Below are 12,565 nucleotides of genomic sequence, written 5' to 3' on the forward strand. Positions count from 1 at the left end.
TGTGGTTGAACCCCTGTCGTTCGCCGTCATTGGCGGCGGCTGGGCCGGCTGCGCCGCCGCCATGGAACTGACGCGCGCCGGCCATCGCGTTACCGTCCACGAAGCGGCCCGCACGCCCGGCGGGCGGGCGCGCCGTGTCGAGCGCGACGACATGGTATTCGACAACGGCCAGCATATCCTGTTGGGCGCATACACCGAAACCTTGCGCCTGCTCAAACTGGCCGCACAAGACCCGCGCGAGCTGATTCTCGACCTGCCCTTGCAGATGCGCTATCCGGCCGGCAGTGACGGCATGGATTTTGTCGCGCCGCGCTGGCCGGCGCCGCTGCACCTGGCGTGGGCGCTGCTGCGCGCCCACGGCCTGGCGCGCGCCGACAAGGTGGCCTTGATCCGCTTTTCCAGCGCCATGCGCTGGATGGGCTGGCAGCTGTACAACGATTGCACGGTCAGCGAACTGCTGGAACGCTTCGACCAGACCGACCGCCTGATCCGCCTGATGTGGCGTCCGCTTTGCCTGGCGGCCCTGAATACCGCGCCCGAGCGCGCCTCGGCCCGGGTGTTTGTCAATGTGCTGCGCGACAGCCTGGGCGCGCGCAAGCGCAGCGCCTCGGACATGCTGATCCCGAAAACCGACCTGAGCGCGCTGTTTCCCGAAGCGGCCATCCGCTATGTGGAAAGCAAGGGTGGACGAGTCATGCTGGGCAGCAAGGTGGAAGCCTTGCTGCAGCAGCCCGATGGCCGCTGGCAAGTGAATGGCGCCGGGACGCATGACGGCGTGGTGCTGGCGACCTCCTGCATGCAGGCGGCCACCCTGCTGCAAGGATTGCAGGCGCCGGCTGTCGACGATGTCGTCGCGACATTGCAGGCCTTCGAGTACGAACCGATCACCACCTGCTATCTGCGATACGACGCCAGCGTGCGCCTCGGCCTGCCGTTCTACGCCCTGCTTGACGCACCGGACCTGGCGCACTGGGGCCAGTTCGTGTTCGACCGGGGCCAGCTCGATGCGCGCCAGGGCGGGCTGCTGGCGGTCGTCATCAGCGCCTCGGGCGCGGCGGCCGCGCAGGGCCATGGGCCGCTGGCGCAGGCGGTGGCGGCGCAACTGGCGCAGGCGCTGGACATGGCGCAGCTGGCGGCACCTGTCTGGACGCAGGTAATTACCGAAAAACGCGCCACCTTTGCCTGTACGCCCGATCTGCAGCGGCCGGGCAACGCCAGCGGTTTGCCGGGCCTGGTGCTGGCCGGCGACTATACCGCCAGCGGCGATGTGGCCAGCCATTATCCGGCCACCATCGAGGCAGCGGTACGCAGCGGCGTGCAGGCTGCCGCACTCCTGCGCCCGGCCAGGTCGCACTGAGCAAGCCGGCGCAACCCGCCGTGCATCGCCCTCTGGCGTCGCTGGCTCCTTGAAAATTGCATCCTGTCGCACCGCACTGGTGCGCAGGCCAGCGTTTGGATACAGTCTGATCATCGACAAACCAGCGAGCACGGACACCATCATGAAAACGACGCCCTTCAAAACCGCCTGCAAAACCCTGTTGCTGCTTGCTTTCGTGGCGGCGGCGATGGCGGTCGTCGCCGGCACGCAGCAGGGCCATCCGGCGCAGCACGCGCCGTTGATGCTGAGCCAGGCCAGCATGCTGCTGCCGGCAGTTGGCTGAGCAGTCTCGGCATAGTCAGCAAGAACATTGCACAGGAAACACACCATGCATCAACAGGAATACCTTGACGCGCTGCGGCGCGCGCTGAGCGGCCTCCCGCCGGACCTGGTCGCCAAAACCATGAGCTATTATGAACAGACCTTCAATGAAGGACTGGCGGCCGGCCGCAGCGCGCCGGAAATTGCGCATGAGCTCGGTGACCCGAAAAAAATCGCCCTCACCCTGCGCAGCAATACGCAACGCCAGGCCTTCGAACTCAGAAAGACCCCGGTCAACCTGCTGCGCCTGCTGGTCTCGCTCGCCGGCCTGGCCATCTTCAACCTGTTCATGGTGATACCCGCCGCCGTCTACGGGGCGCTGCTGGCCACCCTGTATGCCGTGAGCCTGAGCTTTTATCTTGCCGGCATCGCGATCACGGCCAGCGGCCTGTCGGGCGCCAACGAACTGGTGCTTGACGGCCCGCTGCGCTACATGCTGGTTCATGACGACGATGGCGGCGAAGGCGACGACCGGCGCCAGACCCGCATCACGATCGGCGTCACGGGCATCGAAGTCGATCACCTGCCAGGCCAGGTCCAGCGCCCCCCCGAGCCGTCAGGCACGCCGGACGCGCCGCCCGCCTCCTCGCGCATGATTGAACGGGCCGAGGCGCTGGCCGGCAGCGGCATCCATATCTCCACCGACCTGGACCAGGATGCGCGCACCACGCAATCCGTCTTCGGCATGGGCATGGTGCTGGGCGGCATCGCCCTGTTCCTGCTCAGCCTGGTCGTCAGCCGCTATACGCTGATCGGCCTGCGCCGCTATATCGCCATGAATGTTTCCCTGCTCAAAGGTCACTAAGAAAGCCCGCCATGAAACGCTTGTTCAAAGTTGGCCTGTCCATGTTCGTGCTGGCCCTGGTCCTGATCGCGATGTCCTATACGGCGCTGCGCGCCAAGGGCATCAGCAGCCCCAGCAGTTCCGCCGGCCGCGCGTTACGCGCCGAATCCCGCACCATCCCCGCCACGGTCACCCATGTGGACCTGAGCGGACCGATCGACCTGACCCTGCGCCGTGGCGCCACGCCGTCGCTGAAAGTCAGCGGCGAGCAGCGCCTGCTGGCCAATGTGGACACCACCGTGGACGGCGCCACCATCCATATCGGTCCGAAAGGCATGCTGTTCCACCATAAGCAGCCGCTGCAGGTGGAACTGGTGCTGCCCGCGCTGACGGGCGTCGAAGTGCATGGCAATGGCAGCAGCCGCATCACGGGCTTCAGCGGCGACAAGTTCACGCTGGAACTGGGTGGCTCGGGCGATATCAGCTTCACGGGACGCTACAAGGAAGTGGAAGCGTCCGTCAACGGCAGCGGCAATCTGGACATCAATGCCGGCAACAGCGACAAGATCTCGCTGGAGCTGATCGGTTCGGGCAATCTGAACGCCAGCGGCAACACCAGGGTCCTGAACAGCGAGCTGAGCGGTTCAGGCGATATCGATGCCGAACACCTGGCGTCCGACACGGCCACCGTCAGCGTCCAGGGCTCGGGCCAGGCCACCGTCTTCGTGCGCGACAACGCCCGGCTGACCTTGCGCGGCAGCGGCGACATCCATGTGCACGGCAACCCGCGCCAGCGCGACGCGCAGCGCACGGGGTCCGGGGACATTGTCTGGCATTAGGCGTTACGCCCGCTTTGTCCGCACCTGGCGTATGCGCAGCAGCAATCCGGCAGCGCCATACGCCACCATCAGCAGGCCCAGGCCTGCCACCACCGCCACGCGCGGCTCGGCCAGTATGGCCTGGCGCGAGGCCGGCATGGCCACCACCAGCAGCAGCGGCAGGCCGGCCAACAGTACATAGCCGAGATTGCGCCGGTACTTGCCGACCTTCGAAGTGGCATCGGTGAAAATTTCCGGAGTCTTGCCGTTGGCCACCGGCTTGCGCCAGCAGCGCCAGCCAGCCACGTCCACCACACGCTCCCAGCCCGCATCGACAAACAGCTGCGTGTAGGCGGGATCGGCATTGATACCGGGATAGTCCCAGCGATACGCCATCTCGGCCGGCGCGCCGCGCTCGAAGCTCATCATCACGCCCAGCGGATCGGTGGCACGCAGGTGCAGTCCCTGGCGCGCCTGTGCCTGCAACCACTTTTCATGCATGCCATCCTGCCACGCCCACCACCATTTGAATTTCCTTACCCGCTGTCCGTCCATCGCTGCGCTCATGCGTTCTCTCCCCGAAGTGCCAATGTGTTGTGCGCGGCGGCGGCCATGATGGCCAGGCGCCTGGACTGCTCGGCCAGCACGCGCCGCCCCAGCGCCGTCATGCCATATACCTTGCGCCGCTCCTCCTCCCTGACCTTGACGACCAGACCCTGCTTTTCCAGCGTGGCGAAGGCACCGTACAGCGTGCCGGGTCCGATGCTGACGCTGCCCTCGCTGAGCGCATCGACCTTCTGCATGATGGCGTAGCCGTGCAAGGGTTCGTGCAGGCAGGCCAGCACGTAGAACGTCGCCTCGGACAAGGGCAGGTAGCGCGAAAAATCGATATCGTCCATGACGCTCCTATATCGTTGTTCGCTATATCGAAAGTCGATATAGCGAGACCCGATATTAGCGCATGCGGTTTTTTATTGTCAATACAATTATGGAGAGCGGAATGTATCCAGCCACGCAACAGCTTGCTCGCCGGCAGCCTTGCCGCCGGCCAGGCAGGCTGTCAGCAGATAGCCGCCTGTCGGCGCTTCCCAGTCGAGCATTTCGCCCGCCACGAACACGCCCGGCATGGCGCGCAGCATGCTGCCGTCGATGCCGTCGAATGCGACGCCGCCGGCGCTGCTGATGGCTTCATCGATCGGACGCGGGCGCAGCAGGGTTACCGGCAGCAGCTTGATGGCGCGCGCCAGTTTTTCGGGGTCGGCAAAGTCGGCGGCGCTGATGCATTCGCGCAGCAGGCCCGATTTGACGCCCTTGATGCCGAGCCGGCTTTGCAGGTGGCTGGACATCGAACGCGCGCCACGCGGGCGCGTTACTTCATCGAACACGCGTTCGGCGCTGAAATCGGGCACCAGGTCGAGCCAGATGGTGGTGCTGCCATCGGCCGCAATCTGCTCGCGCAGCGCCGCCGACAGCGCATAGATCAGGCTACCCTCAACGCCACCGGTAGTGATCACGAACTGGCCCTGGCGCTTGATGACCAGGCCATCAAGATCTTTCGCCGTGATCGCCACGGTGGCCAGCGGCTCGCCCGCATGGCGGCTGCTGAAATGTTCGCTCCAGGCTACGTCGAAGCCGCAATTGGCTGGCGCCAGCGGCACCACCGCCACCCCCTGCTGCTGCAGCACCGGCACCCACGCGCCGTCGGAACCGAGCCGCGCCCAGCTGCCGCCACCGAGCGCCAGGATCACGGCGTCGAACGCCAGCAGGCGCTGGCCCTCGGGCGTATCGAACGCCAGCTGGCCATCCTGCCAGCCGGTCCAGCGGTGGCGCATATGGAACTGCACCCCGCTTTCCCTCAGCCGGTGCAGCCAGGCGCGCAGCAAGGGCGCCGCCTTCATGTCGGTTGGGAACACGCGGTTCGACGAGCCGACAAAGGTGTCCACGCCCAGGCCATGCACCCAGTCGCGCACCTGCTGCGGGCCGAACTGGTCGAGCGCAGGGCGCAGCCGGTGCGACTGCCTGCCATAGCGCGTGACAAAGGACTGGTACCCCTCGGCATGCGTGATATTCATGCCGCCGCGCCCGGCCAGCAGGAATTTGCGGCCGACCGACGGCATGGCGTCGAACAGGTCGACCTGCGCGCCGCGTTCGGCCGCCGCCTGGGCCGCCATCAGGCCGGCGGGACCGCCGCCGATCACGGCAATGCGTAAAGTGGGTGTGCTGGACATAAAAAAGCTGCGAAAGAAAACCCCGGCATTTTAGTCGACTTAAGGCCAAGCAGTGGCAGTTGGCCACCGAATTGATGCATACTGCGACAGTCAGAGCGTCATTGATCACGGTTAACGCACACAGGAGAAGACGATGGGCGCAGGTTTCTGGATTTCCCGCTATTTGCTGGCCAGCGGTATCTTGTTCATTATTCTGGTGGTCGTCGAGTTTAGCAAAGGCACCACCAGCCAGGCCGACGTCCTGAGCGCACTGGCCTGGTCGCTGCTTGCCTCGGCCATCTTTATCGGCTCGAAATACTGGCGCTACCGCAAGGCGGTGCAGTGCGCAATGTGTGGGGATGAGGGCAAGCCGAAGGCATAGGCTTGCTCAGCATCACGGATGATGCGCATCCCGTAACGCGTCGCGCATCTTATCGTCATAAGACATGATTGACGAAGATGGCAACGCGTTCCGCAGTTACTTTACTTCAGATTCACCGCTGCGATTTTTTGCGGGGCAACGATATACAGTACTCCGCGCTGGGAGATGGCCAGCGTCCCGCCCAGCGGATAAGACCAGACCACCTGACGCGTGCCCAGATCGACAGCCAGGGTATTGCTGGCGTTGCTGACGAAAGCAAGGTTGCCGGTGACGACGACTTGATTGTATTTTCCTCCCAGGCTGGCGACCCACTGCACCGAGCCTGAAGCGGGATCACGCGCTTCGAGCACCGTGCCGTTGGCGTGCAACAGATACAGCGTTTGGGCGCTCAGTGCCGGTTGACCGGTCGCCCCGTTGCCCTGCACATACCAGCTGATGGCGCGCGTAGCCAGATTCAAGGCCGTCAGGCGCCCCCCCTCCGTGGCATACAACATGCCGTTGCCCAGCACAACGGAGCTGCTGGCGCTCCAACCGCGCCAGTCGAAAGCCGGGTCCGTTACGCTGTATTCAATCTTGCCGGTAGCGTTGTTGACGGCAGAGAAAACACCACCGACATAGGTGTAAGCGTACTGGCTGTCCACGGCTGGCGTCCAGCCGTCGTACTGCGCCAGCGAAGCAGTCCACTGTTGCGCGCCGGAGGTGGCGTCGTACTTGGCCATGCCGCCGTAGTAGCCATAGTTCGAGTAGACGCTGCCGTTATAGATGGTCGGCGCCATGTAATTCGACCACTGCGACGACATTGCCTGTTTCGCCAGCAGCCCGCCGGTCGCCTGGTCGAATATCCACATATAGGAATCGCCGTGTCCGGTGGAAGTGAGATACACCTTGCCGTTCGCCGCCGCCGGCGGGTTGACGTTATACAGGTTGCCCAGATTGGCCTGCCACAGTTCCGTGCCGCTGCTTTCGCTGATGGCCTGCAGCGTCCAGGTGACAGAACTGGCTCTGCTCCTGCGCACGACATAGATGACATTGCCGTCAGCAGCAATGGTGCTTGCGTACTGATCCGTGGTTGGCAGATTGAAGCGGCGCGTAAAGGCCGATGGATCGACGGTGGCGGCGATGGCACCAGTGTGGCCGGCGTTCCCTTGATGAGTGCTCCACGCTGGCACGCCCGGCAGCACAGTCATCGCCTTCAGGTTGATGGTTGGGGTGACATTCACGCGCAGTGGCAGGCTCCACGGCGAACCGCTGACCGGCTTGCTGCAAATCGACGGATCATCCTGGCATACCCGGACTTCCAGCGTGCCGTTGTACTGGCCTGCAGCGAGGTTCCCGTTCAACGGCAGGCTGATACTGTAAGTCTGTTGACCTGCAGGCTGAAGATTGCCGCCGCCGCTGGTCAGCAGCCCTGTTTTTTCAAATACGCCCACCTTCGCCTCGCCTTCGATGACGCGGCTGCTGGTAGCCATCAGATTGAGCGTGGTTGGCTCGCCTTGTGTAAAACTGGCGTCATACGCTGGCTTGCTGAACTGCAAACTGACCGGCGCCGGCGCAGGGGGCGTGACAGGTGTCGTTGGCGTGACAGGTGTCGTTGGCGTGACCGGCGTGGTTGGCGATGTCGGATCAGTTGGCGGGGTCGGGCCCGAGGTCGGTGCAGTGACATTGACTGTCAGCGGCACCCTCCATGGCGATCCACTGATCGGTTTGCTGCAAGTCATCGGGTCATCTTCGCATAACCTGACCACCAAAGTACCACTGCGGGTGCCGGCCGCCAGCAATGGACTTACATGCAGTACAGCATTGTAGTCAAATTGGGTGGCGCCGCCACTGACATTCACTTCTGTCGTGATCAAGCCGGTATCTTCAAAAATACCGATATTGAAATTCTGGGCAATTGCCTTGCTGGCGTGTGCAGCGATTGCAAACGCAGTGGATTGCCCCTGCACCGCGTCCACTTTGACAGGGCTGGGAGAGAAGGTCAGCCAACCCTGGTCAGCGGCCGGAGTGCCTCCGGAGGAAGGGTTGCTGGCATTGGGCGATTCCGTACCACCGCCACCGCCGCCGCCGCAGGCTGACAGGACCATCGTACTGGCCAATAAAGCGGCAAAAGTCTGCTTTGCACTCATTATGTTTATTTTTTAAAAAGAAAGGAATGCAATTTTAGCGTTTCCTTTAAGAAATATACAATTCTTTTCTTTACCTGGATTTACATTTTCTTCAATAAACAAGTTGGCAATCAAATAGCGATCGAACCGCACCGTACCGGCAGACAATGTCGCCCTCGCTCGTATTCGTTTCACTGCGACTGCAGCAATGGAAAACATGCACGCTAAAAATCGGTTTTCAGGGTAATTGGCCGGATCGACGGCCAGCGCCGTATGGTGACCGAACACATCGCCGCCTCGCGCATGTTGCCGGTGGACGGTAGGCATGCGGATGCAGCCTGTGCAGCGTGCCGAATCTGCCACTGCCGCATATATTGCCGTGCCATGCAAACGGGATGGCGACAGGGCGCCATGCTTCGACCAGCAGCGGACGCGAGCCCGGCAAATCAGGCTCGGGCCCTGGCACCATGAGCGTTTTTTGTGTCTGCAGGGAAACACGTTATAAAACGTTCCGGCCGGCTTGAACTTGCACCAAGGCAAAGAGGAAAGCGCACCGGCAGGCGGCCGGCGCACAAAACACAAGACTAGCCGCCGGTCACCGGTGGAAAAAACGCCACCTCATCGCCATCGGCCAGCGGCGTATCAGCCTTGCACATCAGCTGATTATGCGCCATGCGCAGCAGCCTGCCTTCGCCGAGCGCCTCGGCCCAGCTGCCGCCGCGCGCCACCAGCAGTGCGCGTACGTCGCCGACGGTAGCTGCTGCATCAGGAATGGCCAGCACTTCCTGTCCCGCCCCCACCAGCTCGCGCACGCTGGCAAAAAACCGCAACTGTATCTTCACGCCCTGCTCCTTCAGTACAACAATTCATTGAACGGGATAAAACGCAGCATGTCACCGCGCGCGATCGACAGGCCCGGTGGGCAGTCGATCAGGCCATCGCCCCAGACGGTGGAGGTCAGCACGCCCGAGCTCTGGTTGGCAAACAGTTCCAGCTCGCCGTCGCCGTTGACCCTCGCGCGCAGGAACTCATTGCGGCGGTCGGCCTTGACGCGCTCGAACGCGGCCGCCAGCCGGTAGCTGCGCGGCGCCACGCTGCCCGTCACGCCCTGCAGGCGCAGGATAAACGGGCGCACGAACAGCAAAAAGGTGACAAAGCTGGACACGGGATTGCCGGGCAGGCCGATAAAGAATGCCTCCTGCACCTCGCCGAATGCCAGCGGTTTGCCGGGCTTGACGGCGATCTGCCACAGGTTCAGCCGCCCTTCCGCTTCCACCGCCGGCTTGATATGGTCTTCCTCGCCGACCGAGACGCCGCCCGAGGTGAGGATCAGATCATGGCCGTCTGCCGCCTGGCGCAGCACGGCGCGCGTGGCCTCCAGGGTGTCCGGCACGATGCCCAGGTCGGTGATGAAGCAGCCAAGATTTTCCAGCAGCCCGCGCAAGGTGAAGCGGTTCGAATTGTAGACGGCTCCCGGCAGCAAAGGCTGGCCCGGCATGGCCAGCTCGTCGCCGGTGGAAAACATCGCCACGCGCAGGCGGCGCAGCACCGGCAGCTGCGCCAGGCCGACCGAAGCGGCCAGGCCCATTTCCTGGCTGCGCAACCGGCGGCCCGCTTCCAGGATCACGCCGCCGGCGCGGATATCCTCGCCCTGGCGGCGTACCCATTCGCCCGCGTGCGGCACATGGTTGATGGTGACCACGCCGTCAATCAAGGTGCACTGCTCCTGCATCACCACGCAATCGGCGCCCTCCGGAATCAGCGCACCGGTAAAGATGCGCGCAGCCGTGCCCGGCTGCAGGGGCTGGCCCACGTGGCCGGCCGCGATCCGTTGCGACACCGGCAAACTGGCCGCGCCGCTGGCGCAGTCGGCCGCGCGCACGGCATAGCCGTCCATCTGCGTGTTGTCGCGCTCGGGCACGTTGAGGGTCGACGTCTGTGCGGCCGCCAGCACGCGGCCATTGACCTGCATGGTATCGACCAGCTCGACTTCGGTGAGCGGCCGGCAGGCGCTGGACATCAAGGCCAGCGCCTCGGCCACCGACAGCATGGGTTTGCGTTCAGCGGTATCCGCCATCACAGGCCCGTCGCCGCGGCGATATACGCCTGCATCTTCGCCACATCGGTGGTCATTACCACAAATTTTTGCGGCAAATCCTCGATATTTTCGAAGCCGCCCGGGCGTTCCGCATCCACGCCCAGCGCGTCGAGGATGGTCTCGTTGAACTTGGCCGCCAGGGCGGTTTCGAGCACGATCATCGGCACGTTCGGCTCCAGGTGCTCGCGCGCCACCTTGATGCCGTCGGCCGTGTGGGTGTCGATGGTGATGCCGTAATCGTCGGCCACGTCGCGGATGGTGTCGAGGCGGTCCTGGTGGGTCGATTTGCCCGACTTGAAGCCATATCTGGCCACCAGCTTGAATTCGTCGCCGTCGCTGCCCGGTTTGCCTGACAAGTCGAAGCCGCCATGGGTATCGACCTTGGCGAACAGTGCTTTTACGCGCGCGCTGTCGCGGCCCACCAGGTCGTACACGAAGCGCTCGAAGTTCGAGGCCTTCGAGATATCCATCGACGGGCTGCTGGTGTGATAGGTCTCGGACGACTTGCGCACGCGGTACACGCCGGTGCGGAAGAATTCGTCGAGCACGTCGTTCTCGTTGGTGGCGGCCACCAGTTTCGAGATCGGCAAGCCCATCATGCGCGCGATATGGCCGGCGCAGATATTGCCGAAGTTGCCGGACGGCACCGTGAACGACACTTTCTGGTCATTGCTGGTGGTCGCCGCCAGGTAGCCGCGGAAGTAGTACACCACCTGCGCCACCACGCGCGCCCAGTTGATCGAATTGACGGTGCCGATTTTCTGTTTTGCCTTGTATGGCAGGTCGTTCGAAACGGCCTTGACCATGTCCTGGCAGTCGTCGAACACGCCTTCGACGGCGATATTGTGGATGTTCGGGTCCTGCAGGCTGAACATCTGCGCCGTCTGGAAGGCGCTCATCTTCTTGTGCGGCGACAGCATGAAGACGCGGATGCCCTTCTTGCCGCGCATCGCGTATTCGGCCGCGCTGCCGGTGTCGCCCGAGGTCGCGCCGAAGATATTGAGTTCGGCGCCGGTCTTGGCCAGCGTGTATTCGAACAGGTTGCCCAGCAGCTGCATCGCCATGTCCTTGAAGGCAAGGGTCGGGCCGTTCGACAGGGCTTGCAGGATCAGGGTGGTCGAGCCGCCCTTGACGATGTTTTCTTCGAGCACGCGCAGCGGCGTGATGTCGGCGGCGTTGTCGCCAGCGCGGGCATTGCGGTAAACCGCCTTGGTATAGGTTTTCGCCGTCAGCGCCTTCAGGTCCGCGGCCGGGATATCGGTGGCGAACTTCTTCAGGATTTCGTACGCCAGGTCGGCATACGACAATGTGCGCCAGGCATCGAGCTCGGCACCGCTGACTTGCGGATAGTGTTCAGGGAGATACAGTCCGCCATCGGGAGCCAGGCCGCCCAGGAGAATGTCGGAAAATTGTTGCAACTGCTGCGATTGCGATGGCGCTTTATCAGCGCGGGTAGACACATAGTGCATGAGAGTAGAGTCCAGTTGAGCTGAGAGCGGTGAAAATGAATGGCAAACGAGCCGACATTATAGTGCCAGCCGCCCTCGCCACGCCATCGCACGCGGCCGCAGGTCAAGAAAGCCCATGCGAAGGCTGGCGTCCGCGTGCAATCTGCGCCACACTCTGCACCATAGCCAATGAGCAACCTTGCGCAGGAGACACGATGAGCATCAGCAAAAAGCCCTATCTGCAAAGCGCCGCGCTGCGGCCCGACGCGGTGGCCGACCTGGATTCGTATCCGTTTACGATACCGGCCATCCGCGACTTCGTGCAGATGGACTTTCACCGCGACGTGACATTCTTCGTGGGCGAGAACGGCAGCGGCAAGTCCACCATGCTCGAAGCGCTGGCCGTGGCGCTGGGCTTCGGCAAGGATGGCGGCACGCGCAATGTGCGCATCGCCCACGATTCGGACCGCGTCTCGGGCCTGCATGAACATCTGCGCCTGAGCAAGAGCTACAAGAAACCGAACGACAGCTACTTCCTGCGCGCCGAGAGCTTTTTCAATGTCGCCACGTATATGGACGAGATGCCGGAATACCTGGAAAGCTACGGCGGCAAGTCGCTGCACGCGCAGTCGCACGGCGAAGCGTTCATGGCCACCATGATCAACAAGCTGCGCGGCAAAGGCCTGTATCTGCTGGACGAGCCGGAGGCGGCCCTGTCGCCGAGCCGCCAGCTGGCGGCGCTGTCGGTGATCCACCAACTGGTGGAAGACGATTCGCAGCTGATTATCGCCACCCATTCGCCTATCCTGCTGGCCTACCCGCACGCGAAGATCTTCATGTTTACGGGCGGCGGCATCCACCAGGTGGCGTACGAGGACACCGAACACTACGCCGTAACGCGCGATTTTCTGAACAATTATCCGCGGAGGCTGGAGCAGTTGTTCGAGGAGGAGTGACAGTGCGTGGTGGTGTCGGATTACGGCCTGCGGCCTAATCCGACCTTGTATTATCCCCTCATGCCGTT

Annotated in this window: 14 protein-coding genes; 6 read left to right on the forward strand and 8 right to left on the reverse strand. The window is 63.2% G+C overall.

The window, feature by feature from the left end; all coding sequences use genetic code 11:
• The first annotated feature begins 1 nt into the window (after position 1).
• The 4 genes from hpnE (at position 2) to RTQ46_RS21700 (ending at position 3,322) form a co-directional block, all read left to right on the forward strand.
• Entirely contained in the window at positions 2 to 1,357 is a 1,356-nt protein-coding gene (gene hpnE, locus RTQ46_RS21685; RefSeq protein WP_312439660.1) for a hydroxysqualene dehydroxylase HpnE, read from the forward strand.
• 142 nt (positions 1,358 to 1,499) lie between these two features.
• Positions 1,500 to 1,661, forward strand: coding sequence for a hypothetical protein (locus RTQ46_RS21690; protein ID WP_312439661.1), 162 nt, complete (start codon positions 1,500 to 1,502; stop codon positions 1,659 to 1,661).
• 45 nt (positions 1,662 to 1,706) lie between these two features.
• The gene (locus RTQ46_RS21695) at positions 1,707 to 2,504 is read left to right on the forward strand and encodes an HAAS signaling domain-containing protein (protein WP_312439662.1); all 798 of its coding nucleotides are present in this window, start codon (positions 1,707 to 1,709) and stop codon (positions 2,502 to 2,504) included.
• An 11-nt stretch (positions 2,505 to 2,515) separates the two neighbouring features.
• Entirely contained in the window at positions 2,516 to 3,322 is an 807-nt protein-coding gene (locus tag RTQ46_RS21700) for a head GIN domain-containing protein (RefSeq protein ID WP_312439663.1), read from the forward strand.
• A gap of 3 nt (positions 3,323 to 3,325) precedes the next feature.
• On the opposite strand, the gene RTQ46_RS21705 is transcribed toward RTQ46_RS21700, so the two are convergent.
• The 3 genes from RTQ46_RS21705 to RTQ46_RS21715 all read right to left on the reverse strand — a co-directional run bounded on the left by RTQ46_RS21705 (position 3,326) and on the right by RTQ46_RS21715 (position 5,529).
• A complete protein-coding gene (locus RTQ46_RS21705; RefSeq protein WP_312439664.1) occupies positions 3,326 to 3,868 on the reverse strand; it encodes a DUF2812 domain-containing protein in 543 nt (180 codons plus the stop codon).
• Positions 3,865 to 4,200, reverse strand: coding sequence for a PadR family transcriptional regulator (locus RTQ46_RS21710; RefSeq protein WP_312439665.1), 336 nt, complete (start codon positions 4,198 to 4,200; stop codon positions 3,865 to 3,867). Before RTQ46_RS21710 ends, RTQ46_RS21705 begins: the two co-directional genes overlap by 4 nt.
• Positions 4,201 to 4,287: 87 nt before the next feature.
• Positions 4,288 to 5,529: a TIGR03862 family flavoprotein gene (locus tag RTQ46_RS21715; protein WP_312439666.1), complete on the reverse strand. Its 1,242-nt coding sequence runs from the start codon at positions 5,527 to 5,529 to the stop codon at positions 4,288 to 4,290.
• Between the two features lie 133 nt (positions 5,530 to 5,662).
• Between RTQ46_RS21715 and RTQ46_RS21720 the strand changes: the two genes are divergently transcribed.
• Positions 5,663 to 5,890 (forward strand): hypothetical protein, encoded by a 228-nt coding sequence (locus RTQ46_RS21720; RefSeq protein ID WP_312439667.1) that lies wholly within the window; start codon positions 5,663 to 5,665, stop codon positions 5,888 to 5,890.
• 101 nt (positions 5,891 to 5,991) lie between these two features.
• Here RTQ46_RS21720 and RTQ46_RS21725 read toward each other — a convergent pair whose 3' ends face one another.
• From RTQ46_RS21725 to thrC, 5 genes are all read right to left on the reverse strand, one after another.
• Positions 5,992 to 8,016 (reverse strand): PQQ-binding-like beta-propeller repeat protein, encoded by a 2,025-nt coding sequence (locus RTQ46_RS21725; RefSeq protein ID WP_312439668.1) that lies wholly within the window; start codon positions 8,014 to 8,016, stop codon positions 5,992 to 5,994.
• A gap of 12 nt (positions 8,017 to 8,028) precedes the next feature.
• Positions 8,029 to 8,322 carry a hypothetical protein gene (locus RTQ46_RS21730; RefSeq protein WP_312439669.1) on the reverse strand — a complete coding sequence of 98 codons (294 nt, stop codon included), beginning with the start codon at positions 8,320 to 8,322 and terminating at the stop codon, positions 8,029 to 8,031.
• Positions 8,323 to 8,579: 257 nt separating this feature from the next.
• Entirely contained in the window at positions 8,580 to 8,837 is a 258-nt protein-coding gene (moaD, locus tag RTQ46_RS21735) for a molybdopterin converting factor subunit 1 (protein ID WP_312439670.1), read from the reverse strand.
• Positions 8,838 to 8,848: 11 nt separating this feature from the next.
• The gene (gene glp / locus RTQ46_RS21740; protein WP_312439671.1) at positions 8,849 to 10,072 is read right to left on the reverse strand and encodes a gephyrin-like molybdotransferase Glp; all 1,224 of its coding nucleotides are present in this window, start codon (positions 10,070 to 10,072) and stop codon (positions 8,849 to 8,851) included.
• Complete coding sequence (thrC, locus tag RTQ46_RS21745; RefSeq protein ID WP_312439672.1) at positions 10,072 to 11,562, reverse strand: threonine synthase; 1,491 nt, start codon at positions 11,560 to 11,562, stop codon at positions 10,072 to 10,074. The genes glp and thrC overlap by 1 nt, the downstream gene beginning before the upstream one ends.
• Before the next feature lie 194 nt (positions 11,563 to 11,756).
• On the opposite strand from thrC, the gene RTQ46_RS21750 reads away from it, so the two are divergent.
• On the forward strand, positions 11,757 to 12,497 hold the full coding sequence (locus RTQ46_RS21750; RefSeq protein WP_312439673.1) for an AAA family ATPase: 741 nt from the start codon (positions 11,757 to 11,759) through the stop codon (positions 12,495 to 12,497).
• The last annotated feature ends 68 nt before the right edge of the window (positions 12,498 to 12,565 follow it).

Origin of the sequence: Janthinobacterium sp. (assembly GCF_031995485.1) — a bacterium.
Classification (GTDB): domain Bacteria; phylum Pseudomonadota; class Gammaproteobacteria; order Burkholderiales; family Burkholderiaceae_D; genus Janthinobacterium.